Origin of the sequence: Calothrix sp. PCC 6303 (assembly GCF_000317435.1) — a bacterium.
Lineage (GTDB): Bacteria > Cyanobacteriota > Cyanobacteriia > Cyanobacteriales > Nostocaceae > PCC-6303.
The window spans coordinates 6,408,677-6,433,555 of record NC_019751.1; the positions used below are offsets into that span (position 1 = coordinate 6,408,677).

Sequence of the window (24,879 nt, forward strand, 5' to 3'; positions counted from 1 at the left end):
ATTAATGCTTAAATCCAATCCCAACTCAATTTTTACTAAAGTCACCCTATTAGTAATTAGCACCCTCACAGTCATGTCAGGTGCGACCATCGCCCCATCCTTACCCGCGATGCGGGAACATTTTAGTAACGTTCCTAATGCAGATTATTTAGTCAGATTAGCCCTAACTTTACCTGCATTATTTATTGCATTAGGTGCGCCATTAGTTGGGATTATTATTGATAAACTTGGACGTAAACCCTTATTAATTATCGCTTTAATTATCTACGGAATTGCCGGAAGTTCCGGTTTAGTTCTCAATAGTTTGAACTTCATTTTAGTTGGTAGGGCATTACTGGGAATTAGTGTAGCTGGAATTATGACCACCGCTACAACCCTAATTGCAGATTACTACATTGGGGCAGTAAGGGCGCAATTTTTAGGATTACAAGCCGCATTTATGGGTTTGGGAGGTGTGTTTTTCCTCTCCTTTGGTGGTTTTATTGCTGATATCAATTGGCGTTATCCCTTCGGTATTTACTCATTTTCGTTGCTGCTGGTTCCCTGTGCGGTATTTTTCCTGACAGAACCAGAACGCAACCAAGCAATAAACCCAAATCAAGGAATAGTTTCAGAGACTCCCCAGAGTTTGCCCGTGAACTTAGTAATTATCACTTATGGAATTGGTATATTAACCCAGATTGTATTTTATTTAATTCCCGTCCAACTACCTTTTTATCTGAAACAACTATTCAGTGCTGGTGCGTCTCAAAGTGGACTTGCGATCGCACTCGCAACTTTGTTCTCTGCTATGGCTTCTTTGTTATACAGACAAATCAAGGCAAAACTCAGCTTTACCGCTATTTACGGCATTGCTTTCCTAAATATGGGGATTGGTTACTGCTTCATTAGTTTGGGAACAGCCTATCCAGTAGTATTGTTAGGGTTAGCTGTGGCAGGTTCTGGTTTAGGCTTATTAATGCCAAATATGAATTTTTGCTTGACTTCCGTTACACCTGATGCAATGCGAGGGAAAATTTTAAGCGGGGTGACAACATCACTATTTTTAGGACAGTTTCTCTCACCGTTATTGAGTCAACCTATAAGTAGCAGATTGGGTTTAGCCACCACCTACGCATCTGCAGGAGGATTTATGTTAGTTTTGGCTGCGATCGCGTTAGTTACTTTGTGGAAATGGCGTTAATTTCCCAAACGTATTTACGACATATTTCGCAGACAGCTTGTGCATCTCCACCCATACCTACAAATCGATTTATCCCCACTTAATAATATAATCATCATATTAATTGGGTTATTATTGTGAGTTTTGATAATGTCTGTAAAGTGCTGGCAGAAAAATATCCAGCAGATTTTGTTAGGTGGTTAATTGCTGAAGAATCTACCAATGTTAAGGTATTAAAAACTGAGTTAAGTTTAGAACCAATTCGTGCAGATTCTGTGACTTTTCTACAAACCGCTAATCAGATTTTGCATATTGAATTTCAGACTTTAACACAGTCAAATCCAGCGATTCCTTTCCGAATGCTGGATTATTCTGTGAGGTTAAAACGTCAATACAAGTGTCCAGTTGTACAGGTTGTAATATTTTTGCAGCAGACGGATGATGAAATTGCTTTTACTGAAGAATATGTGGATGATACAACTAGACATCGCTATCGTGCAGTAAGAATGTGGGAGCAAGATTCCAGCTTATTTTTGAGTAATTCGGCATTGTTACCGTTAGCACCTTTGTGTCGAACTGATTCTCCACGAGATTTATTATCGCAGGTTGCTCAGGAAGTCGCTAAAATTTCAGATAGGGAGACAAGGCAAAATACGGCAGCATATATTGAGATTTTAGCAGGTTTGCGGTTTGAGAAGGGTTTGATTCGTCAGTTATTAAGTGAGGATATTATGCAAGAATCGGTTATTTATCAGGATATTTTGCAGAAAGGTGAGGAACGTACAATCATACGTCAGCTTAATCGACGTTTTGGTGAAATAGATTTGTCATTAATTGATCAGATTAAACTGTTACCTATTGAAAAACTAGATACTTTGGCAGAAGCGTTACTAGATTTTTCAGCTTTATCTGATTTAGTTGCTTGGCTTGAGCAAAATACGAGCATTTAAGTAATCGTAGGGAAAATGTTGGGTTACGACGCATTGAAGATTATTCATTAAATTTACAGATGCTTATGCGTCTTCACCCATATCTACGAATCGATGTGATCGCACTAATCAATGCGATCCTAACAATTCAGCTTTACAAGTCTAGACGATCAAAAATAGCTGGTACACACGCCCAACCTCCACCAAAGTCATGGTACTTTCCCTCCCCTAAACCTACTGTTCCAGGAAGGTGTCCTTCGGGGGCATTAATTTCAAAAGTCAGGTCTGTGTAGTTGAGCCATTTTGCAAATACATTGTTTAGGTTTTGTTCTTTTAATCCGAACTTTTTATTAATGTCTTCTGAAAATTCTACTATACTCTTCCCTATAGGTGATTTATACGTCCGCCAACCAACCCGATCGCCAAACTTAGTGTAGTCTTGATCTACACTTTCCCAAATGCGCTTTTGCACACTAAAACCAAAGCGTCCATGACTGTATTTCACCCATAGTCCGTCAATAGTGCGTAATTCAGCGATAGGAAAGTTGTTGATAGACCCAAAATCAAGCCAGTCTTCTTTTTCTCTTCCAACGACTTTGAGCATCACGACTAGAGTTTCTCGATCTGCTTTTTTCCACTCTCCAGCTTTGAGTAAATCACACAACTGTGCATAGTTTATACCCTTCTCATAACTGACATCATCATTCTCCTGATTTGCTTTTGTCGTGGTTGTTTGAGTATATTGTCGTTCTTCTTGTTGTTTCTGGTACTCTGCTTGTTTTGCTGTTAAAATTAATGCTTCAATTCTCTCTACATCTTCATCCTTCAGTCCTAATGATTGTTGAAAATGTTTTACCCCATTGCGGACATATTCATCCAATGGATACTTTGCTTTAATTGCTTTTGTCAATTCCTGCTCATAATACCGCAGGCTATTTTCATATTCTTCTTTTTCTTGTTGTTTTTGTATCTGAAGCTGTTTTCGATATTCTGCTTGTTTACCAGATGTAACTTCTAACTCAATTGATGCGACATCTTCATCCGTAAGACCTAAAACATCCTGTTGATAATCTTTTAGCATCTTAAGAGTATGTTCATCGAGTGGATATTTTTGCTCAACTATCTCCAAAAAAGTTTGTTTGTAGGTTTCCAAGTTTAAAAACCGTCTGCGTAAAGGTTCTAAGACTTCACTTTCGATTTGTCCAGCTTTTTCATCTGGAATTCCAAGCATTTTCCGTTTGGGTTTTAAAATTAAGTAGGAAAGTTTACTAAGTTCACCATTTTGGGCATATTGTTCAACCAGCTTGCGATACTCTGCCTCTGGATTCTTTGGCGCATTGGCTAGTAAAATATTAAACCCTTCTTTATCCAGAATAATCTCTGGCATCATCTTAGGCTTTACAGCTTGAACTTTTGCCTTAGCGTAAGCGTGTAGTTCCTGTGTATGAATATTACCATCGTTGTCTGTGTCTGCTGCACCTGTCTCAATTCCCTCAACTAAATACTGAGTGTAGAGGGAAAGTGTTGAACCTTCTTGTTCAAATGACGTTTGAGTTGCACTTGAAGATGTGAGAACAACTCGCCCCTCCGCGCCTAGCTGCTTTTTGATATCGACACCGACACTTTTTGTCCGCCAACCTTGACGGAACGAACCACTGTAGCAAGTATCCAAAATCAAAACTTGCCGTTTAGCATAGCAATTATTTGATTGTCCTTGAATAAAACTTGCGTCTACAGCAGTAGCTTCAAAATCGTCTTTAGCTGTATTTTTAGTAGCTAAATATAGATGCTCTTGATCATTAGTAATACCATGACCAGAGAAAAAGAATAATACTAAATCATCTTTAGAAGCTCCTTTAAACAGCTTTTGAATTGCCTGTCGCATAGCGATCGCATCGGGATTCAGCAGTCGTTTAACCTGCTCAAAACCTCCCAGGTTGGGGTTTTGCAAAACTCGTTCCATAGCTTCCACATCATTGAGTGCAGATGACAGGGGAGGAATACCTTCACCGTACTCACTGACTCCAATCAGCAGCGCTATCTTAGCCATTACCGCCACCCATTGCTGCTAATAGGTCTTTGGCTATTCTTTCAGCTTCTAGTAGTTCTTGTCGGCTTTTAGCTTCGATGTTGACTTCTTTATCGCCAAGTTTGACACTAATTTTCATCGGTTTGTCACCCAAGCGATCGCCCAAAAAGCTTAAAAACCCTTTGATATTTTTTATACTTACCTCAGCCGTCAGCACTCCGATTAAAGTCGCAAATCCTGGCTTGCTTCCTGCTTCTGGGTTCAAATCTTCGGCACGATCGGCTTTTTCCACCTCATCCAGTTCCCGAATTTCCCGCAGCAGCTTAGTTGCCATTTTTTGCCGTCTCTCATCATCCAACTCTGGATCATCAATGGCAAAGGTAAATTTAATCGTGGGTTCGCCTGTCATCGTCCACTCCAACGTTCCGTAATATACGCAGTTATAATATACACATTAAAATTCTACAATTCCGGTCAGGAAAAAGATAGTCTTCATGGGAAGCTTGGCAAAAATGACTTTTGCCAAGAAATGTTTCGGCAAATTTACAAACGATACAAATTTTTGCCTGACTTTTTGCCAAGATGATATGATTTCCCAATATTTCCCACCACAATCACTGGGTAATAGTCGGCATGAGTGAAAAAACTATCGAAGGCAACGGCAAAGCATTCCTGCTGCTGATTTTGCCTGTTTCGTTTCTGGCTATTTTCCTGGCTTCTACCTGGCGCGTTTGGCTAGGTGTGTTTTTGCTGATACTAGGGTTTAATTTTTGGCAACGCTACCAATGGCGGCAGTGGTGTTTAGGAGTTAACCCAACTTTCCATCAGCTAATTCAGAAAAACCAGGGTAGTATAACGCCAATGGATTTGGCGGCTGTCGGTAATTTCTCCGGAGATAGGGCAAAGTACTATCTCAATACGAAAGCGAATGAATTTGGTGCCAATATTCGGACTACGAATGATGGTAATCAAACCTACTATTTTATGAATGCCACTATTTTGGGTGGGATTTTGGATAGTAGTGAACCACAGTTGGAATTGCCTGCTGCGAGTGTTAAAAGTAGGATGCCGTTACTAACTCCACCCGCAAAAACAACTAAGGTTGTAGAGGCAAAACCAGAGTTGGTGACGGATGTTGAAGATGATTCTGTAGAAGTTGTTGATACCACCGAAGAGGGTGAAACATTACTACCGATGCATCATTCAGAATCGACATTAGCAGAGCAGTTGGTGTTTGGTTCGTTGATTCAATCGGAGTTAGCAAAGCGATTGAATGTATATTCCAGTACCGTGTTTAAGCGACGGGATGATGCGGATTTTCCGGAGTGGAGTAAAAACCGCGACCCGGATGGTGTTTCTTGGAGGTATGATCGCAAAACGAGGGAATTTTTCCCGGTTGAGGAGTCGGAATCAGTAAACAGTTAACTGGTCACTGTTAACTATTTTTAGATTGATCTAGTTTTAATAGACTTTGGGCGGTTAGTTATTAGCTAAAAGCTAAGAGCTAAATGCTAACAGCCCTCAACTATTTCCAATTCCAATGGCTTGGGAAATAGATGTTAATCCTTGAGTTTCTAGCTTAGTTACCAAGCCTTGGAGGATGTGACGAATCATCCAAGGTCCTTCATAGAGCCATCCTGTATAAATTTGGACTAAGCTAGCTCCGGCGGTAATTTTTTCCCAGGCATGTTCTGGGGTGAAGATGCCACCAACCCCAATGATGGGGATTTTTCGTTGTGTTTGTTGATGAATATAGCGGATGATTTCGGTGGAGCGATCGCGTACTGGCGCTCCGCTGATTCCTCCGGCTTCTTCTTGGGGTGGTTTTCCAGTTTTGGCAATGGTTTGAGTGATTAGGTTGTCGCGGCGAATCGTCGTGTTTGTGGCGATTATTCCCGCTAAGTTGTAATTAGTGGCTAAGTTGATAATTTCGGATATTGCCTCCCATTCTAAATCGGGGGCTATCTTGACAAATATTGGTTTTTGTGATGTGTTTTCCTGTTGTAATGCTGCCAAGATTAAACCAAGGGACGCGGAATCTTGAAGCGATCGCAGTCCGGGTGTATTGGGCGAAGATACGTTCACAACAAAGTATTCTCCACAATCTTTCAGTAGTCGGAAGCTGTTCCAGTAGTCTTCAGCAGCGGCTTCCAGGGGTGTAATTTTAGATTTTCCCAGGTTGATACCAATAGGTATGGGTAAATCCAAATTTTGCCGTAATTCTGTTAGCCTCGCTGCCATGGTTTCGGCACCTAAATTATTAAACCCCATTCTATTCAAAGCAGCCGAATCTAAGGGTAAGCGGAATAATCGTGGTGATGGGTTGCCCGGTTGGGGATGAAATGTGACGGTTCCCAGTTCGGCAAAGCCAAAACCCAAACTGCCCCAAACGGGCGCGGCAATACCATCTTTATCGAATCCCGCAGCTAAACCCACAGGGTTAGGAAAATGTGAATTAAATAAATTTTGCTGCAAACGTTGATCTTTAAAACACAGCGATTTTTGGAGACTTTGATTAATCCAGTGGTTTCCTGGATGGTGAATCGTATCTCCCAACCAACTCAAACTCCGAATTGTTGAGGTATGTAAAGATTCCGGATCAGCTTTAATTAAATCAAATAGAAGGGGGCGGATAGCGGTTTGATAAATATCCAAGGGTAGTGAGTGTTGAGTAGTGAGTTGAATTACAATCTTTGCTATTTAACTTAGACGAATAATTTGGGCATCTTAGATTATAGAAGCAAATTATATTTAATCAATAAATTAGGCGATCGCCAAATGGGGCAGCAACAGAAACCGATAGCCACCGAGCAAAATATTGTTTCCTTAGGACGGGTGCTTCAGAGTCTTCGGGAAGAGGATAATGTTGACGCTCTGATTGAGACGATTATTACTTATATTAAAGACCAATTTGACTATAAGTTAATTTGGGTAGCACTCTATGATCCCCTCAGCCATATTTTAACTGGTAAGGGGGGTTTACCTTCTGGAAGAGATAGCTCTTATCTCCGGCAAAAACTGGTTTTGAGTCCTGGAGACTTGTTAGAACAAGTTGTGATTGAACAGATTCCCGTTGGTGTTGCAGATTTACAGATCGAAACTCGAATAGAGGGATGGCAGGAAGTAGCCAAAAAGCTGCAAATTCAGGGAACAATTATTTTACCAATTCGCTACAAAGACCGCTGTCTCGGCTTGTTGATGTTGGGTTCTACCCGTTGGGGTTATTTGCTGCCAAGCGATGCTAAAGCCAGACTGACGATGATTTTGGGCGAGATGGCAGGAACCCTCCACCAGTATGAGTTGTGTAATCAACAAAAGCAGACTAAAAGGATGGAGGAGCCAATATTGCAATTATTGGGACAATTGCAGTCGGCAAATAGTCTAGAACAACGCTTAGAGTCAGTTGTGAAGGTGGCACATGATTTTATTAAGCCTTCCCATACACATATTTACTGGTTTGAGCGGGAAGGAAGATACTTTTGGCGAAGATTTAGTAGTCAAAGAAAGGGCAAAAATCATGAAAATAGTCCAAATCAGCTTTCTGTTGAGGATTTGAGCGATTTTTATTACTCCTTGTCGGTGAATGAGGTGGTTGCCATTGGCAATGGACAAAGTTCTCTCAAAAGTCAATTTACTGCCCAATTGTTGGAAAAATTGAAAGTGCAAACCACTAGCGTCGCGCAAGCTTCGCTCATGGCTGCCCCCATTATCTGGCAAAAGGATCTCCTTGGTTTTATCGCTGTGGAAGCCAGTGAAGCCAGGATTTGGCAAGATACAGATAAAAGATTTATTCAAGCTGTAGCAGGTTTGATTTCGTTGGTGGCACCAACAGCCGAAATGGATGCGACAGTACAACAAATCCGCGCTGATTCGGAATTAACTAGCCAAGTGGCACAAGGCATTTATGGTAATAGCAATTTTGAGGAAGTTTTGCGCGATTGTGGCACAAAAATGCTATCAAGATTGCGGGCAACACGTTTTCTTCTACTGCATCGAAGTCCAGAGGAAAACAAGTATCAACTTTTACGTCAATACCAAATTCCTAACCGTCGTTCCCTTTCCATGGAGTTAGAAGAGCTACGGGAAGTTGATTTACTATTAATGCAACATACCAAAGAAGCCGTTGCCATCGAAAATATTAATGAAGATTTACGCTTCTTTAACTGGCGATTATCCTTGTCTACAGCCAAAGTGCGATCGCTCATGGTTTGTAACTGTGTTCCTGGTGTAGCACCAAACTCATTAGTAGTGATTATCTCAGACAGCGATCGCGCCTGGACTACAGAAGAGAAAAAACTTACACAAATTGTCGCTCAACAAGTTGGAGTAATTACCCGTCAGTGGGAACTCCACGCTGACAACGCGCAACAGCAAGAAATTATGCAAACTTTCCAAAATTCTTTAAGGATTTTAGAACAAGCACAGATTGCGGAAACTGATTTTCTGGACACTTCATCTGACTTAGCCAAAAATCAGCAGTTAGAAGTTATTTCATTAAAACAAATTGCCTCACTTTTAGACAGTCCCTTTGTTGTTTTGTTGTCTTGGATGCCTGGTGAAGAATATGCCAAAATCATTCCCGGTGTTATTGATAACAATAAATTCGCCTTTGATCTTGAGGCAAAAATAGCAATTAAAACCGAAGCTTTAATTCAGTGGACATTAGATACAACCAGGATTTCCAAATTTGAATTCAGTGATATCCCGGAAGAAACTAAAAAATGGTTACACGGAGTTGAATTTGGTCAAATTTTGGTGATGGTACTACGCACCGACCCTAATTACGAACCTACAGGATTAGTAATAATCGCCGACCATTTACAGCGCAACTGGTCAGAACAAAGCCTAATTGCCGCAGAAACCCTGATTTGTCAGTTAGCCTGGTCACGTCGTCAAAAACAAGTCACTCAATTACTATTAGCCAACCGTCAACAACTACGCCAATTAAACTGGTATAAACATAGACGCTGGGAAGAAAACCAACGTATCAACACAGCTTTGCTGAACCAAATTACTGATATTGGGATTCCCAGTAACGATTTATCGCAAATGCGCTACCAGCAATTAATTCGCCAACTGGTACAAAATAATCAGTCAGTTGCAGAAGTATTTACCCAAGAGCAATGGCAGTTACAAATAAATCATGAGCAAACTCCAATTGCTGGTATTCTGAAGCGATCGCTTGAACGAGTTGATGCTCTAATTAAACAACATAAACTATGGGTGGGAATACATGGTTTGGGGCAAACCTCCGAAGATTACAATATTGATCAAGCTGATTCCCTATTATCTCAAACTGCTTTAACTGTTGCCGGAGATTTTAGTAAAATTGAACTAGTAATCAATGAACTATTAATTTCAGCTTGTCAGCGTTCAGTTAGACATGGAAGAGTAGATATTTGGTGTCGTCGTTTAGATGAGCGAACGACTTCCGTCGCCCAAGCTTCGCTTGAATTATCAATTACTGATAATGGCAATATAGATTTAAAATTGCTAACAGAACTCTACGAGCATATACCCAAGGACTTACTGGCTGTTTCTAGCCTAGATCAACCCCCAGGTATAAATCTCTCAGTTTGTCAAAACCTAATCAAACAACAAGCAGGAGAACTCAATTTTTACCAACTACCAGATGGTCGCATTGTAAGTCGTCTATTATTACCTTTAGGAACTAGCAACTTAACTTATTAGATAAACAGTAAATTATTTAACTAATCACTTATTCGCCAACTTTTTCTAGCAAAACACAACTAACAGAAATATCCCGAAAAAGCCATAATGTATATCGAAGAGAATCAAACCATTTAAAAGGTTGATACATCGGTAAAAGAATTCTCATTAACATGATCAATAAGTATATTTTAGGTGCAATATTAGTTGACTCAAGTAAATAACCTCCTGCAACAATTTCTCCATTGACGATTTTTAAACTTGGAAAAAGATTACTTAATTCCTTGACATTAGGTCGGAACATTGTATCTATAGGATCGCGGTGATAGGGATATTGATAAGGAACCGTGACGAAAATATAACCATTGTCAGGAATAATCGAACTAAGAATTTTGCATATTTCCTCTCTGTTTGTAACGTGTTCCAACAGGTTAGAACACAACACAGATCTAATATTGAGTTCTGCAAGTTCCTGTAAAAAAAATGTATCGCATAAATCCCCAACTAAATCAACTCCTATATCCGGCTTCATATCAACATGAATTACAGAGTATCCTTTTTGTCTGGCTGGTTTGAATAATAGCTCATCAATCCAGGGCTGTTCTGATTTTCTAAACTTGTAGTTTGAACTACCAATATTAAGCATGGGGAATACACTGTTTGGCTGGAGAGAATAAATAACCTCTGCCAACCACATAGCTTCTTCTCTAAACATAATGATTTGATGTGCTGTAATTAGACTAGATAAATTTACCACTTGTCGTGGTTATAAGTTACACCTAGTACAGGGTTTCACACAATAAAATTTGCCGTCGAAGCTGGTCAAATGTTTGAATTCTGACGGCTAGTAGTAAGGGAATTGCTAAGTATCTGCCGCTTTTTCGACTTCTGTTGACTGTTGCGATCGCTTGTCGTAAAAAATTACTAAGAAATACTTTCCAATAAAGATTAAGAATAGGCTACAGGAAAAAGTAAACCATTTCCGCCTGTAGCCTATTACTTATGACTCTTGCTTCAGCGCTGCTGTTGTCTTCTTTTTATCCAATTTCAAAATCAGTACACCTAGAGGCGGCAAGCACAGATCTATAGAATACTCACGATTATGCATCGACCAGTTATCAGTCCACTTCCCGCCTAAGTTACCCATGTTACTGCCGCCATATTTGCGAGCATCACTATTAAATAACTCTGTGTAAAAACCCATTTCCGGAACACCAATCCGGTAATGGGAGTGGGGTTGAGGGGTGAAATTGCAAACGGTAATCACAAAATCATTACTATCTTTGTCACGACGAATAAAAGAAGCAACACTATGGCGATTGTCAGTACAATCAATCCACTCAAACCCTTCCTCAGCAAAATCCTGGGAATATAAGGCTGGTTCAGAGCGATAGAGATGATTTAAATCTTGGAAAAACTGCTTTAATTGCTGATGAGCTTCATACTGCAATAGCTTCCAATCTAAATCACTCCAAACATTCCACTCACTCCACTGCCCAAATTCCATACTCATAAACATGGTTTTTTTGCCAGGGTGAGCAAACATGTAGCTAAATAAGCAGCGAGTATTGGCGAACTTTTGCCACCTATCCCCCGGCATTTTACCGATGATATTACTCTTTCCATGTACCACCTCATCGTGGGAAAGCGCCAGCATGAAGTTCTCGCTGTGGTGATACCACATGCTAAAGGTAATATTATTTTGGTGGAACTGACGGAACCAGGGATCCATGCTGAAATAATCCAACATATCGTGCATCCAACCCATGTTCCATTTTAAATTGAAACCTAAACCACCAACGTATGTGGGCCAAGATACCATGGGCCAAGATGTAGATTCTTCGGCAACGGAAATTGCACCAGGAAAGTAACTAAAAATCAGGTGGTTTGTTTGACGGAGGAAATCGGCAGCTTCAATATTTTCTCTACCACCATACTGATTAGTTACCCATTCGCCATCTTTACGGCAGTAATCAAGGTATAGCATCGATGCCACAGCATCAACACGAATCCCATCAATGTGGTACTTATCTAGCCAAAATAAAGCATTAGCAACGAGGAAATTCCTAACTTCGTTGCGAGAATAGTTAAATACTAATGTACCCCATTCTTTGTGTTCACCTTTGCGGGGGTCTGCATGTTCATAAAGGTGTGTTCCATCAAAAAATGCTAAACCATGCCCATCCTTGGGAAAATGACCGGGAACCCAATCGATAATTACACCAATATCATTGGAATGACATTGATCCACAAAATACATAAAATCTTCAGGGGTACCGAATCGGGAAGTGGGGGCATAATACCCGCTGACTTGATAACCCCAGGAACCATCAAATGGGTGTTCGGAGATGGGTAGAAGTTCTATGTGGGTGTATCCTAACTCTTTGACGTAGGGAATTAATCTTTCAGCTAGTTCGCGGTACGTAAGAAAGCGCGCACCGGGGTTAAGTTCTGACACTGTAACCACTGGGGATAATTCGCCGTTGGGGAGTTTAGCAGGCTCACTACTGGCAGCATGTAACCAAGAACCGATATGTACCTCATACACCGAAATTGGTTGGTTGAGAGGTTCGGTGTGACGGCGTTTTTCCATCCAGTTGGCATCATTCCACTTGTAGGTGTTGAGATCCGTGACGATTGATGCGGTTTTGGGGCGAGGTTCTTGTTGAAAGCCGTGGGGATCGGTTTTTTCGTAAATATGTCCTTCGTTATTCTTAATTTCGTATTTGTAGTGTGTTCCAACGGTAAGTTCGGGGATGAAGAGTTCCCAAACACCTGTAGAACCTCGGCGCATTTGATGCTTGCGTCCGTCCCAAAGGTTGAAATCCCCTAGAACTGAGATATTCCGAGCGCTGGGTGCCCACACGGCAAAATACACGCCTTTAACACCATCGACTTCGCTGAGGTGTGCCCCCAGCTTTTCATAGATCCGATGGTGATTACCTTCAGAAAATAAGTGTAAATCGAATTCTGTTAAGTTGGGCGAACGGAAGGAATATGGATCATAGACAACAAGCTCGTGATCGCCTTCTTTGATCCGTAGTTGATAGTTTGTTAATTTTGGGTTTTCAATGATGCATTCAAAAAAGTGAGGGTCATGAACCGTCTGCATGGGGTATTCTTTTCGTTCTTCGGGCAAAACGACCCAAACTTCGGTGGCATTTGGTAGATAAGCTCGCACAGCCCAGACATTTTTGCCATTTTGCTCTACTAAGTGAGAACCTAGAATTTCAAAAGGGTCGTGATGTTGGTTCCAGATGATGCGGTTAACCTGTTCTGGTGCAATTGTGGTCATAGACATGCAGCTACCTACGTAGGGTAAATTTGTTCGGTTAATCTACTTTGTTATATCTATATATATTCTTTACACTTATTTGCAATTTTGTCGCTATCTAAGTTACTAAGAGCACAAAGGGATTGGGAAAACCTTTCTAAGGGGCAGGGAGCAGGGAGCAGGGAGCAGGGAGCAGGGGGAGCAGGGAGCAGGGGGCAGGGAGCGGAACATGGGTATCAAGCCTCGTCCGTCCAATCCTCTACCCCTTGCTAGAAAGCTCCCCTGGCTCTGGCATTGACTTTATTCATGCAGTATCGTTAGTCTCAAGCTCGCTGTTTAGGGGATATCCTGCCGGACACCTGAATGAAAAGCCTAAAAATTGAAGAAGGGGAAAATTTGAATTAACCCTTTTCGTAAACGTAGTAAAAATATATTTTCCCGAATTTTGGGATCCAGTTTGGGAGGGGGGGCAATTTGGAGATTAGCTTGAAGTTCGGCATATTTGGCAGCGGTTAGGGGCTTGCCGTCGATAGGCGATCGCGCTGCTGTGATCATCTCTGTTCTGAGGATCTCTTCGGGTATATCTTCAGGTGGTGGAAGTGATAATACTGGTTTACTAGCATGAATCAGCAATTCTAGTGAAATTACTGTGATGACATTGACCAAGCCTAAAAATAGGTACTTATGGAATCTCATTTCTTATTTCGTTCCTTTCCCCAGAAAGTTAAAAACCTGGTAAGTTGCGTAATCACTACCAGGCTTTAACTTGTACTCAAGAACAAACTACACAGAGCAATGACTAATTGTTAGTCATTTACCTTAGCTTTATAGTGCTATTCAAGACTAAATCGGGCTACTGTAGGCAAATTTGAACGTTAGTTCAGTCAGCACACTAATAGGGATTTTGACTAATCTGCACTATCTATTCACTCAGATACTGATTTCTCAGAGAGTAAATTAAGGTGATTTGGTAGGTGTGGCTTTAGTTGTAGTCGTAGTTGTACTCGATTTAGTTGTTGAAACCGAAGTAGGTGTAGCTCCAGAAGTGCTTGTTTCAGTGGGCTCTGGGGCTGATGTTGTGGTTGAGGTTGAGGTTGAGGTGCCAGAGGGGGTCTCACTAGCGTTTTCACATGCTCCCAAGGTGGTAGCCAAGCCTAATAATAGTACAGTACCAAGAACTTTAATTTTCATAACTCCTCTTTCACCAATTGCGGCAAATACAAATTTTAGCCTGTTCAATAAGATACCCTATTTGTTGATTTTTTTAAATTTTTTTTCAATTTTAGATCGTAATGACGTTGATATATTATTTCGACTTATGGAATGCATTGTTTGCTATAGCTACTTTTATGTTCCCATGTAGATGGATGACATAGCTATTTTGTGTGGCAGCCTAATTATAACTATTACAGTGGATACAAGTATTTAACTAGGTTATCATACCAAAAACTGTGGCAGATATCAGATATCTTATACATCCATTAGAAAATGCGATCGCAATTACTCAGCTATGACTAATATTCGTAAATCCGATGCTTCGACAACTGGTGGTTGGTTCCCTCGCAAACGCCGTCAACGTCGTGAACTGGTTCAGAACGCTTTAGCAACTTCTTCTACATCTGTAGGCAAAAAAACCCTAGCATCAACTTCACTAACAAGGTCTGAAACAGCTTCTCAGAATAAGGCAGAACTCAGCCAACCTCGAAAGAAACGTAACTCAGCGATTCCAACTGGCTCAAAAAAAGATTCGGCAACTGATATTTCTGTGATGCCTGGTTCTGAAGCTATGCCATTGTGGCTGCTTCGTTTGTCTGTTTGTCAACGTAATACTTCAATTGTGACATTTATTTGCGTTGCTGCCACACTCTTAGTTTATGGTTGGTCTGTCTACTCTCAACAGTTGTGGAGTCAGTCTTATCAGAAATTGCAAAATCTCCAGCGTCAAGAACGGCAATTGACAGTTACTAATGGTGTTCTTAAAAGTAAAATGGCTGCTGATGCTGAAAAAAATAATAACGGGCTAACCTCAATAACTCCCCAAAGAACAATTTTTCTTACTCCCACACCGGGGAATCAAAATCAGTTACCCCAAAATTTGCCACCTGATCCACAAGTCCAGTCTCCAAATTCGACCTCACCTGGATATTAACTGAAAATGCAGATGGGCAGGGGGTTTCCAGCATCAAGGAATAATTGGTCAGGTTCCAACCAGGTAGTATATAGTTTAATGTTCACTAACACTTGTTCTGCTTAGAGCCTGTTTATAAAATAATTATTAAAGCGTAGGGTGCGTAGGGTTCCTTGCGGCATCCAAGAAAAGCTTCAAGCGTAATGCACCAAATAATCGGTGCGTTACGGCTCAAAAAATTCGATGGACAACCCGAAGTAGTTATTAAGCCGTAACACACCCTACTTAATATTTTATTAATAAACACCCTCTTAAATAAACTTTCAACAAAATAAAACAGCACCCACGATTTAGCACTCAGCGCAATGCAAAAATTCTTACGCAAGTTTAGTCTGACAAACTTATTGAAACCAAAACGACGTTCCCGTGGTAATTCTTGGGGGAAGATGCGACAATCTAATGATGGAGCTACTTCAAAGAGTTCGCTAAATTCTTCTGCCAAAATAGCGACGCGGGAATCTAAAGACGTGGCGCTAAAATCTTCAAATACTGCTTTAAAGGAATCACCAAAGCTGAAGTCGCGTCTGTTGACTGTTTGGGTTTTGTTAATTTTTGCTGGAATCGGTTTGGGTGTTAATCTTTATAGATTACAAATCCTGGATGGACAAAAGTTAACACAAAGAGCGCGTAATCAGCAGATGGTGAATTTACGTCCTCAGACTCCTCGCCGTTTGGTTGTTGATCGTAATCGGGAGGTGTTGGCTGTTGATCGTCCGGCTTATACTTTGTCTGTGCATCCAAAACAGTTTGATAAGTCTAACTCAGAGATGGCTCAGTTGTTGGGGACAATTTTGGATCAAGATGCTGGGGAATTGGAAGAGAAATTCAATGCCAAGAAAAGTGGAATTGTCCTGAGCAAAAATTTAGCGGAAGAAACTGCGGATAGAATTCTCGGATTGGGTTTGAATGGTATAGAAGCAACAAAAAAATATTCTCGGTTTTATCCACAACAAGATTTAGCCTCGGAAGTGGTAGGTTATGTAAATGTTGACCGTCGAGGTCAAGCAGGGGTGGAATATAGCCAGGAGAAGCTATTGGAACGGGTCATGCAAGGGATGCGAATGAGTCGCACTGGCAAAGGGGCAATGATGTCTAACCATGCTCCAGATGGATTTATTAATCATGATGATTTTCAATTATTATTAACTATTGATAATCGCTTGCAAAGAGCGGCAAGATATGAGTTAAAACGGCAAATCCGTCGTTATGGTGCCAAACGTGGTGCAGTAATTGTGATGGATGCCTATGATGGCTCTTTGCTAGCTGTGGTTTCCCAACCGACTTACAACTCTAATAGTTATTCAAAATCTGATATTTCACTGTTTAAAAATTGGACTGTGGCTGATTTATACGAACCAGGTTCAACATTCAAACCGTTGAATGTAGCGATCGCATTGGAAACAGGAGCCATTAAACCCGATGATGTCTTTAATGATTCAGGTGTGATCAAGATTAGCGATCGCACAATCAATAACTCGGAAAATAAGCGTTACGGAAGGATTAATATTGCCCAAATCTTACAATATTCTAGCAATATTGGCATGGTGCAAATTAGTCAAAGGATGCGACCCAATGTTTATTATGGTTGGTTAGAACGTTTGGGATTGGGACAAAAATTAGAAACCGATTTACCTTTTGCTGTTGCTAGTCAACTTAAATCCCAAGACGAATTTATCTCCACACCAGTGGAACCTGCAACAACTTCCTTTGGACAGGGTTTTTCCCTTACACCTCTGCAACTAGTACAGATGATGGGATCCTTAGCAAATGGAGGCAAACTAGTGACACCTCATGTAGTCAAAGGTTTGGTAGATAGCAATGGACAAATGCACTACTCTCCCAATCGTTCCCAAGCTAGACAGATTTTTTCCCCCTTAACTACCCAAAGGGTTGTGGAGATGATGGAAACTGTAGTTGCAGCAGATGGTACTGGGAAAGCCGCACAAATTCCCGGATATCGCATTGCGGGGAAAACAGGTACCGCTCAAAAAGCCAGCGGTGGAGTCTATATCAAAGGCGCTCGTATCACCAGCTTTGTCGGTATACTTCCTGTGGAATCCCCCCGCTACGTGGTTTTAGCTATCGTCGATGAACCCAAAGGTGAAAACTCCTATGGTGGGACAGTTGCTGCACCAATCGCTAAATCGGTGATGGAAGCATTAATTACAACTGAACAAATTCCTCCTAGTGGGCAGAGGTGACAGGGAGTAGGGGAGTAGGGGAGTAGGGGAGCAGTGGAGGCAGGGGAGGCAGGGGAGGCAGGGGAGGCAGGGGAGGCAGGGGAAGTAAGGGAGGCAGAGGAGGCAGGGAAAGTAGGGGAAGTAGGGGGAGCAGGGGAAGTAAGGGAGGCAGGGGAGGCAGGGGAAGTAAGGGAGGCAGGGGAGGCAGGGGAAGCAGGGGAGGCAGAGGAGGCAGGGGAAGTAGGGGAAGTAGGGGGAGCAGGGGAGGCAGAGGAGGCAGGGGAAGTAGGGGAAGTAGGGGGAGCAGGGGAAGTAAGGGAGGCAGGGGAAGTAAGGGAAGTAGGGGAGTGGGTGAACACTCCAAGTTCAGATGTAGGTTTGAGCTAGTAGCCAACAGCTAACAGCCAGCTATTCTATAATCTGGTTAAAGCCAGTGTGTTATATAACCAGCGGAGAGAATTATTCTGATGTTGCATGTTTTACGAGCTTGTTTGGTAGCAGGAAGTATTTGCATAATTCACGCGATCGCATTTTCTCCTTTGACATCTGCCAAACTATTTAACAGTCCCATAGATCAATTACCAGTATCTGAGCGTGTCAGCCTCAAAAATGGTAATTCACTCGTCACAGGTGGACAGGGGAAATACACTGCCAGAGTTTTAGTGACAGCCTCACCAAATACAGCTTGGGATGTTCTCACTGATTATGTAAATTTATCTAAGTTTGTGCCCAACATGATTTCTAGTCAGATAATATCTACAAACGGAAATAAAAAAATAGTTGAACAAATAGATAAACGCCAAGTATTTGTCACCACAATTAAATCTCGTGTACGTTTAGCAATTACTGAGACGGCAAAAAGCCGTATTGATTTTCAGACAATTGGCGGAGACTCACAAGGTATAGAAAGTATGGTGGGATATTGGAAAATTGAACCAGTTGCACCCTATTCTGGAGCCAAAAGTAATCAGGTTTTAATTACTCAAGTTGTGGAAGTAAAACCAAAATCTGGAACCCCCAAAGGCATATTCTATGATGTCTTTAAAAACTCTTTAGATAAAACAATGAAAGCCACTAAAAAAGAAGTGAGTAGACGCAATCAGTCGGTAAGTTTACCAGGTGAAAAACAAGGTTAGTCTGACTTTAAACTGTTTTTAAAGCAAACAGGGTATGTGTTGGACGGGGTTGAAATCCCCTTTCAACACAATCGCTATCCTGGGGTACAGCTTTTTACCCCCCTGATTGCTACAGAAACGGAACAATTTCCGCATTTCCTCAACAATTCTCGGTAATGCTCTGATATGATATTTTGCGAGTATTTTTATTTACTCGTACCAGAGAGTTATCATATAGCATAAAATACTACATCTTGAAATGCGGAATGTGGGTTACAAATCAGTGAGATGGCATATTTAAACAGAAGATAATCTTTTTGATACGAGTCCTAAATTCAGGGTATTTTTTATAAAAAATAGGATTTGCTAGCAGCAGAGCTTACTATATTGTCAAAATCGATGGTTGGTGCGTGACACTACAAACCCTAATTTACGCAACATGATTTATCAAAGTGTCACACACCCTACGGGTAATAAGATATCACATAACCTAGGGATATAAATTTACCAGAAAATGGATTTACCAATTATTTATCATCCTGATTATGTGACAGAACTGCCAGAAGGTCATCGTTTCCCGATGGCAAAATTTAGCTTACTCTATGATTTGTTATTAGCAGATGGTGTTGCCAAGTCTGAGCAATTTTATCAACCGACGATTCCGCAACAAGATTTAATTGAGTTGATTCACACACCAGAATATGTGAATGCTTATTGTCAAGGAACCCTAGATGAGAAAGCACAGCGGAGAATTGGTTTACCTTGGAGTCGGGGACTTGTGAACCGGACTTGCACTGCGGTTGGTGGGACAATTTTGACTGCTCAAAAGGCTTTAGAATGTGGTTTAGCTTGTAATACTGCTGGTGGTACACATCATGCATTCCCAGATTATGGATCGGGTTTTTGTATTTTCAACGATTTAGCGATCGCATGTCGAGTTTTACAAAGACAGCATCTAGCAAAAAGGATTTTGATTGTAGATTTGGATGTCCATCAAGGTGATGGTACAGCCTTTATTTTCCAAGATGATGACAGTGTTTTCACCTTTTCGATGCACTGTGAAGTTAATTTTCCCGGAACTAAGCAAAAAAGCGATTTAGATGTACCTTTACCTGTGGGGATGGAAGATGATGCTTATTTGCAAACTTTAGCTAGTTATCTCCCAGATTTACTATCTCAAGTTAAGCCGGATATTGTGCTTTATGATGCTGGTGTAGATCCCCATATTGGCGATAAACTCGGTAAACTGGCTTTAACTGATAGTGGTATATTTCGCCGGGAAATGCAAGTTTTGAGTACCTGTGTGAGTCAAGGTTATCCTGTTGCTTGTGTGATTGGTGGGGGGTATGCGGATGACATGAAATCTTTGGTGTATCGTCATTCTCTGTTGCATCGGGCTGCGAGTGAGGTTTATCAACAGCTTTAGGAACCCCACCCCCTAACCCTCCCCGCTAGCCTACGGTGTACACACAAGTCTTTTCGGGTTGCCTCCCAAGCTTTTCGATCCCCCAACCCCCTTAAAAAGGGGGCAAATGTCTTTCAAAGTCCCCCTTAAAAAGGGGGATTTAGGCGGATCTACGACGATTTTGATTTTGTACAGAGATGTGTGTACACCGTAGCCTCGCTAGCGGGGAGGGTTAGGGTGGGGTTATTCTGTAGATAGCTTTAATACTCATAAATAGTGTAATATTGGGTAAATTTGCTTAAAAATACGGAAAATAGCAAATTAAATCTGTATCCAGTGTGAACAGTAACCTTTACTTGCTCTGTTATGCCCCAGGACTTCTCTGGAAAAAATCTTCAAGGTCGCTCCTTTAAAGGTCAAGATCTGACGGGGGCAAACTTTAGCTATGCATATATTCGAGATGCGAATTTTACTAACGTCAATTTACGAGGTGCGAATTTTACTAACGCCATTTTGCGAGGGGCAAACTTTAGCCACGCCAAAGCTGGACTACAACGCCGTTCGGTGATTGGGTTAGTATTAGTTTCATGGCTAATGTCAGCAATGTCAGGGATATTTTCAGGATATGCTGGTTATTTTGTATCATTTGTTTCTGAAATCGGTTTCTACAATTTCTACACAGGTCTTACCTGGCTAATTGTGCTAACAATCTTTTGGATTATCACTATCCGTCAAGGTTTATTAGCAGGTTTGGGAGCCATCGCCTTAGCCTCAACCGGAGCCATCGCCATCGCCATCGCCATCGCCTCAACCGGAAGCATCGCCATCGCCATCGCCTCAACCGGAAACATCGTCATCGCCATCACCTCAACCGGAGCCATCGCCATCACCGGAGTCTTAGCCTCTGCCGTCGCGGTCGCCTTAGCCTTAGCCTGTGCCTCTGCCATCGCTGTTGCTGTCACTATCGCATTAGCCTCTGCCGTCGCTACTGCTGTCGCTGCCACATCAGCCTCTACGTCTGCCGCCGTCGTCGCCATCGCCTTAGCCGAAGCCTTCTCACTACTTAGTGCTTATGTTGGGTGGCGTGCTTTAGAGGGAGATCCAAAACACGCTTGGATACGCTCCTTTGCTATCGCTTTCGCTAGCACAGGCGGCACCAATTTTCATAGTGCTGATTTAACTGATGCTGATTTCACTCAAGCCACCCTGAAAAACACTGATTTGAGCAAAGCAAATCTGACGCGCACTCGGTTTTATGAGTCAAAAAAACTTGACTTTGCCAGAGTGGACGACACAATATTGGTTGATACCAATGTTGTGACTTTACTTGTCAGCGGTAATGGTAGAGGTCAATCATACGTTGGTGCTAATCTCAGAGGTGCAAATCTGATGGGCGCAAACCTCAAAGACGCTAACCTAAAACAAGCAGATATCATTGCCGCCACTTTTCAAGGAGCCTGTTTAGAGTCAGCAAATCTAACTTTAACTCAGGCAATTGACACCGATTTCACTAGCGCTCAAATGACTGGTGCTTGTGTGGAAGCTTGGAATATTGAAAGCACAACTAAGCTTGATGATGTCGATTGTCGATATGTTTATCTTTTAGAATATCCCAAACCGAAAACTGATGACCGCGAACGCCGTCCCAGTAGTGGAGAATTTAAAGCGGGAGAATTTACCAAACTATTTGAAGAGGTTTTAAATACTGTTGATTTAATTTTCCGTGATGGTGTTGACTGGAAAGCTTTTTTAGCTGCTTTCCAAAAGGTGCAAGTGGAAAATGAAGATAGTGAATTAGCTATTCAAAGTATTGAAAATAAAGGTGATGGGGTGGTTGTTGTCAAGGTGAGTGTACCCCCAGATGCCAATAAGGAAAAGATTCATAGCGATTTTAATCAAAATTATTCCCTAGCGCTGCAAGCAGTAGAAGCAAAATACAAAGCATTATTACAAGCTAAAGATGAGCAAATAGAAGAACATCGGCAAAAATATACAGATATGAAAGAGATTACCAGCTTGTTGGCGAGTAAATCTATAAATGTTCAAGTTGAAAGCAAATTGGAGAATAAAAATATGACTAATAGTAATGATTCCAGCCGTAAAGTTGAAATTGGTAGCGTCGGCAGAGATTTTAATGCCAGTGGGCAAGCTTTGAATTTAGGTGAGATTGATATTAGTGGCACCGTGACTAATGCTATTAATGAGTTACCACCTGCAACCCAAGCTGATAAACCGGGAATTAAAGAGTTATTAAAACAGCTACAAACAGCAATTGAGGAGGATGATAACTTAACCGCGAAAAATAAAGAGAAGGCACTCAAGCAAGTTAAAGCTTTAGCGGAAGCCTCACAAAATCCTCAACAGGAAGAAAAGCAAGATTTAGCAGGTGATGCGATTACGATGCTCAAAGGTTTAGTCACTGGTTTACCTGGTGCAGCAAAGTTGGTTGAGGATGTTAATAATCTTTTACCGTTGATTTCGGGTTGTTTGGGTTTAGGGTAATGTTTTATTAGAATATATACAAAGAGAGACGCGATATATCGCGTCTCTACAAGGTTTTGGGCTTTATTTGTATGCTTTATAATACTTGAAATCTCCTGTATTAATTTTTGTCTCCGTCTGGTATATTCCCCTTTGTCTAGGAGGCACTGTAATCTAACTATATCTAACCTAATATCTAAAACCTTATTAATTAATCCTATGGCAAATGTTCGTTTAGAAAAGATCCAACGTCGATTTAACAACGTCACAGCGGTAGAAGATATCAGCTTTGAAATCCCTGATGGGGAATTTTGGGTGTTGGTGGGACCATCAGGATGTGGAAAATCGACTATTTTGCGGACGATTGCCGGATTAGACAATGCTACATCAGGCAACTTGTACATAGGCGATCGCTTAATGAATGAAATCCCTGCAAGACAAAGGGATGTGGCAATGGTGTTCCAAAATTATGCCCTATATCCCCACATGTCGGTTGCCGAAAATATTGCTTTTGGCTTGAAAATGCGGAAAACTGATGCTGCTACCATCAAACAACGGGTGATGGAGGTTGCTCGCTCATTATCATTAGACCATTTACTTGATCGCAAGCCAAAACAACTATCGGGAGGACAGCAGCAAAGGGTAGCATTAGGAAGAGCGATCGCACGACAAGCACAAGTGTTTCTTTTGGATGAACCGTTATCTAATCTTGATGCTCAACTTCGTGATGACACAAGGGCAGAGTTGAAGCAATTACATCATAACTTGCGTAATACTACGGTGTACGTCACCCATGATCAAGTAGAAGCGATGACCCTAGCTGACCAAATAGTGGTTTTAGATCGGGGAAGAATCCAGCAAATTGGAGATCCACAAACTATCTACAATCAACCGATTAATCGGATGGTGGCGACATTTATTGGTAATCCTCCGATGAATATATTACCAGTTAAAATAGTTGGTGATAATTTTGACATTTTGGGGCAGACTTTACCCATACCCAACCCGATTAAAAGCCAGCTAAATCTAGCAACCGGGAAACAACTAGATTTAGGAATTCGTCCCGAACACACCAAAATTAGTAGCGATTCCCCTTCACTCACTGTTGAAGTCAAAGTAGTTGAACCCCTAGGAAGGGAAACCCTAATTCGTGCAGGTATACCCAATTTCAGCACAATCATCAACATCCAAGCAAACGCGGATATCCGTCCCCAACCTGGTGAACTATTGCCATTACAGTTAGATTTAGCTCATATCTGCATCTTTGATACTGCCACAGGTGAGAAATTGTACCCTCTAGCATCACAAAAGTAGATTACACCATAAAAACCTTATCGATTGAACCAAGCCTGTAGGTCATTCATACTGGTAAAATCTGAGTAGCCGACATTAACTTCGTACACCAGAACAAACCTGTTCAATTATCCCATTCTTTAGCAACAGCCAATTTTGAACTTCCCGATTTACATTTTCATCTTTGCAGCAACCTTAGATTTTTTAATTGGCGATCCTGTATCATGGTTGCATCCTGTACAGGTGATGGGATGGTTTATTTCTAAGTTGAGTCAGTTAGCTCTCAAATTCTGCCACAATCGTTTTAGTCAAAGATTTGCTGGAGTTGTAATTGGTGTCACCCTCATCTTGGGTAGTGGTGTTGTTGCTGGTTTAATTATTCACTTTGTTACAGCTATTCATCCGTTAGTAGGGATGATATTTCAAATCATTATGCTATCTAGCTGTTTCGCTTTAGGAAGTTTGACAAATGCGGCAAAATCTGTATTAAATTCTTTGGCAACAGGTGATATTGAACAAACCCGCTCTATTTTAAGTGGATATGTGGGTCGAGATACAGCAAACCTAACTGAAGCAGAAATATTACGTGCTGTTTTAGAAACAGTTGCCGAAAATGCTACCGATGGGGTGATGGCTCCTTTATTTTATGCCATCGTCGGTGGATTTATTCCTTTTATTGGTGCTCTTCCCTTCGCATTTGCTTACAAAGCTAGTAGTACCCTAGATTCAATGATTGGCTACAAAACCGAACCATACATCCATATTGGTTGGTTTAGCGCTCGATTTGAAGATTATTTTACTTGGATTCCCTGCCGCTTTGCAATTATTACCCTAGCTTTGATTTCTGCTAAACCTGGGGAAGTTTGGCGAATTTGTCGGCGTGATGCACCCCAAGATCCTAGCCCAAATTCTGGTTGGAGTGAATCTGCCTATGCAGCGGTATTAGGTGTGCAAATGGGGGGTGTCAACTCATATCAGGGAATTACCAAATATAAGCCATTATTAGGAGATAGTATCTATCCCATCAAAGCACAAACCATTTACAAAGCATTACAACTTACCCGTAATAGCTTTTTGTTGTGGTTAGGGGTTTCTATTGTGATAGCGATCGCACTATCTCATGCAAGCTAACCTATTCAACAAAAGATGATAA

19 protein-coding genes are annotated in these 24,879 nt (G+C 41.3%); 13 read left to right on the forward strand and 6 right to left on the reverse strand.

What is annotated here, in order from left to right:
• Positions 1 to 4 precede the first annotated feature (4 nt).
• Positions 5 to 1,183 (forward strand): MFS transporter, encoded by a 1,179-nt coding sequence (locus CAL6303_RS25995; RefSeq protein WP_015200820.1) that lies wholly within the window; start codon positions 5 to 7, stop codon positions 1,181 to 1,183.
• A 116-nt stretch (positions 1,184 to 1,299) separates the two neighbouring features.
• Positions 1,300 to 2,112: a DUF4351 domain-containing protein gene (locus tag CAL6303_RS26000; protein ID WP_015200821.1), complete on the forward strand. Its 813-nt coding sequence runs from the start codon at positions 1,300 to 1,302 to the stop codon at positions 2,110 to 2,112.
• 133 nt (positions 2,113 to 2,245) lie between these two features.
• Here the strand turns inward: CAL6303_RS26000 and CAL6303_RS26005 are convergent, their stop codons facing one another.
• On the reverse strand, positions 2,246 to 4,141 hold the full coding sequence (locus CAL6303_RS26005) for a caspase, EACC1-associated type (RefSeq protein WP_015200822.1): 1,896 nt from the start codon (positions 4,139 to 4,141) through the stop codon (positions 2,246 to 2,248).
• Complete coding sequence (locus CAL6303_RS26010; protein ID WP_015200823.1) at positions 4,134 to 4,529, reverse strand: hypothetical protein; 396 nt, start codon at positions 4,527 to 4,529, stop codon at positions 4,134 to 4,136. The genes CAL6303_RS26005 and CAL6303_RS26010 overlap by 8 nt, the downstream gene beginning before the upstream one ends.
• Before the next feature lie 224 nt (positions 4,530 to 4,753).
• Between CAL6303_RS26010 and CAL6303_RS26015 the strand changes: the two genes are divergently transcribed.
• Entirely contained in the window at positions 4,754 to 5,545 is a 792-nt protein-coding gene (locus CAL6303_RS26015) for a hypothetical protein (RefSeq protein ID WP_015200824.1), read from the forward strand.
• 96 nt (positions 5,546 to 5,641) lie between these two features.
• Here the strand turns inward: CAL6303_RS26015 and CAL6303_RS26020 are convergent, their stop codons facing one another.
• Complete coding sequence (locus CAL6303_RS26020; protein ID WP_015200825.1) at positions 5,642 to 6,775, reverse strand: quinone-dependent dihydroorotate dehydrogenase; 1,134 nt, start codon at positions 6,773 to 6,775, stop codon at positions 5,642 to 5,644.
• Positions 6,776 to 6,898: 123 nt separating this feature from the next.
• On the opposite strand from CAL6303_RS26020, the gene CAL6303_RS26025 reads away from it, so the two are divergent.
• Entirely contained in the window at positions 6,899 to 9,811 is a 2,913-nt protein-coding gene (locus CAL6303_RS26025; protein ID WP_015200826.1) for a GAF domain-containing protein, read from the forward strand.
• A 28-nt stretch (positions 9,812 to 9,839) separates the two neighbouring features.
• Here the strand turns inward: CAL6303_RS26025 and CAL6303_RS26030 are convergent, their stop codons facing one another.
• The 3 genes from CAL6303_RS26030 to CAL6303_RS26040 all read right to left on the reverse strand — a co-directional run bounded on the left by CAL6303_RS26030 (position 9,840) and on the right by CAL6303_RS26040 (position 13,760).
• Positions 9,840 to 10,505, reverse strand: a complete 666-nt coding sequence (locus CAL6303_RS26030; RefSeq protein ID WP_015200827.1) for a hypothetical protein — start codon at positions 10,503 to 10,505, stop codon at positions 9,840 to 9,842.
• Positions 10,506 to 10,790: 285 nt separating this feature from the next.
• Positions 10,791 to 13,085, reverse strand: coding sequence for a 1,4-alpha-glucan branching enzyme (glgB, locus tag CAL6303_RS26035; RefSeq protein WP_041739990.1), 2,295 nt, complete (start codon positions 13,083 to 13,085; stop codon positions 10,791 to 10,793).
• 351 nt (positions 13,086 to 13,436) lie between these two features.
• Entirely contained in the window at positions 13,437 to 13,760 is a 324-nt protein-coding gene (locus tag CAL6303_RS26040) for a hypothetical protein (protein ID WP_015200829.1), read from the reverse strand.
• A gap of 280 nt (positions 13,761 to 14,040) precedes the next feature.
• On the opposite strand from CAL6303_RS26040, the gene CAL6303_RS30550 reads away from it, so the two are divergent.
• The 9 genes from CAL6303_RS30550 (at position 14,041) to cbiB (ending at position 24,857) form a co-directional block, all read left to right on the forward strand.
• On the forward strand, positions 14,041 to 14,427 hold the full coding sequence (locus tag CAL6303_RS30550; protein ID WP_015200830.1) for a hypothetical protein: 387 nt from the start codon (positions 14,041 to 14,043) through the stop codon (positions 14,425 to 14,427).
• Between the two features lie 147 nt (positions 14,428 to 14,574).
• Positions 14,575 to 15,213 carry a hypothetical protein gene (locus CAL6303_RS26050; RefSeq protein WP_015200831.1) on the forward strand — a complete coding sequence of 213 codons (639 nt, stop codon included), beginning with the start codon at positions 14,575 to 14,577 and terminating at the stop codon, positions 15,211 to 15,213.
• A 344-nt stretch (positions 15,214 to 15,557) separates the two neighbouring features.
• Entirely contained in the window at positions 15,558 to 17,453 is a 1,896-nt protein-coding gene (locus tag CAL6303_RS26055) for a peptidoglycan D,D-transpeptidase FtsI family protein (RefSeq protein WP_015200832.1), read from the forward strand.
• 33 nt (positions 17,454 to 17,486) lie between these two features.
• Positions 17,487 to 17,819, forward strand: a complete 333-nt coding sequence (locus CAL6303_RS30935) for a hypothetical protein (RefSeq protein WP_015200833.1) — start codon at positions 17,487 to 17,489, stop codon at positions 17,817 to 17,819.
• 80 nt (positions 17,820 to 17,899) lie between these two features.
• Positions 17,900 to 18,568: an SRPBCC family protein gene (locus tag CAL6303_RS26065; protein WP_015200834.1), complete on the forward strand. Its 669-nt coding sequence runs from the start codon at positions 17,900 to 17,902 to the stop codon at positions 18,566 to 18,568.
• A 493-nt stretch (positions 18,569 to 19,061) separates the two neighbouring features.
• Complete coding sequence (locus CAL6303_RS26070; RefSeq protein ID WP_015200835.1) at positions 19,062 to 19,973, forward strand: histone deacetylase; 912 nt, start codon at positions 19,062 to 19,064, stop codon at positions 19,971 to 19,973.
• Between the two features lie 345 nt (positions 19,974 to 20,318).
• A complete protein-coding gene (locus CAL6303_RS26075; protein ID WP_015200836.1) occupies positions 20,319 to 22,454 on the forward strand; it encodes a pentapeptide repeat-containing protein in 2,136 nt (711 codons plus the stop codon).
• Positions 22,455 to 22,652: 198 nt separating this feature from the next.
• Positions 22,653 to 23,747, forward strand: coding sequence for an ABC transporter ATP-binding protein (locus CAL6303_RS26080; RefSeq protein ID WP_015200837.1), 1,095 nt, complete (start codon positions 22,653 to 22,655; stop codon positions 23,745 to 23,747).
• Positions 23,748 to 23,882: 135 nt separating this feature from the next.
• Positions 23,883 to 24,857 carry an adenosylcobinamide-phosphate synthase CbiB gene (cbiB, locus tag CAL6303_RS26085; RefSeq protein ID WP_015200838.1) on the forward strand — a complete coding sequence of 325 codons (975 nt, stop codon included), beginning with the start codon at positions 23,883 to 23,885 and terminating at the stop codon, positions 24,855 to 24,857.
• The last annotated feature ends 22 nt before the right edge of the window (positions 24,858 to 24,879 follow it).

Coding starts and splice junctions, on each gene's coding strand:
- CAL6303_RS25995 (WP_015200820.1), top strand. CDS start 5: ATGCTTAAATCCAATCCCAACTCAATTTTTACTAAAGTCACCCTATTA.
- CAL6303_RS26005 (WP_015200822.1), bottom strand. CDS start 4,141: ATGGCTAAGATAGCGCTGCTGATTGGAGTCAGTGAGTACGGTGAAGGT.
- CAL6303_RS26010 (WP_015200823.1), bottom strand. CDS start 4,529: ATGACAGGCGAACCCACGATTAAATTTACCTTTGCCATTGATGATCCA.
- CAL6303_RS26015 (WP_015200824.1), top strand. CDS start 4,754: ATGAGTGAAAAAACTATCGAAGGCAACGGCAAAGCATTCCTGCTGCTG.
- CAL6303_RS26025 (WP_015200826.1), top strand. CDS start 6,899: ATGGGGCAGCAACAGAAACCGATAGCCACCGAGCAAAATATTGTTTCC.
- CAL6303_RS26030 (WP_015200827.1), bottom strand. CDS start 10,505: ATGTTTAGAGAAGAAGCTATGTGGTTGGCAGAGGTTATTTATTCTCTC.
- glgB (WP_041739990.1), bottom strand. CDS start 13,085: ATGACCACAATTGCACCAGAACAGGTTAACCGCATCATCTGGAACCAA.
- CAL6303_RS26040 (WP_015200829.1), bottom strand. CDS start 13,760: ATGAGATTCCATAAGTACCTATTTTTAGGCTTGGTCAATGTCATCACA.
- CAL6303_RS26050 (WP_015200831.1), top strand. CDS start 14,575: ATGACTAATATTCGTAAATCCGATGCTTCGACAACTGGTGGTTGGTTC.
- CAL6303_RS26055 (WP_015200832.1), top strand. CDS start 15,558: ATGCAAAAATTCTTACGCAAGTTTAGTCTGACAAACTTATTGAAACCA.
- CAL6303_RS26065 (WP_015200834.1), top strand. CDS start 17,900: ATGTTGCATGTTTTACGAGCTTGTTTGGTAGCAGGAAGTATTTGCATA.
- CAL6303_RS26070 (WP_015200835.1), top strand. CDS start 19,062: ATGGATTTACCAATTATTTATCATCCTGATTATGTGACAGAACTGCCA.
- CAL6303_RS26075 (WP_015200836.1), top strand. CDS start 20,319: ATGCCCCAGGACTTCTCTGGAAAAAATCTTCAAGGTCGCTCCTTTAAA.
- CAL6303_RS26080 (WP_015200837.1), top strand. CDS start 22,653: ATGGCAAATGTTCGTTTAGAAAAGATCCAACGTCGATTTAACAACGTC.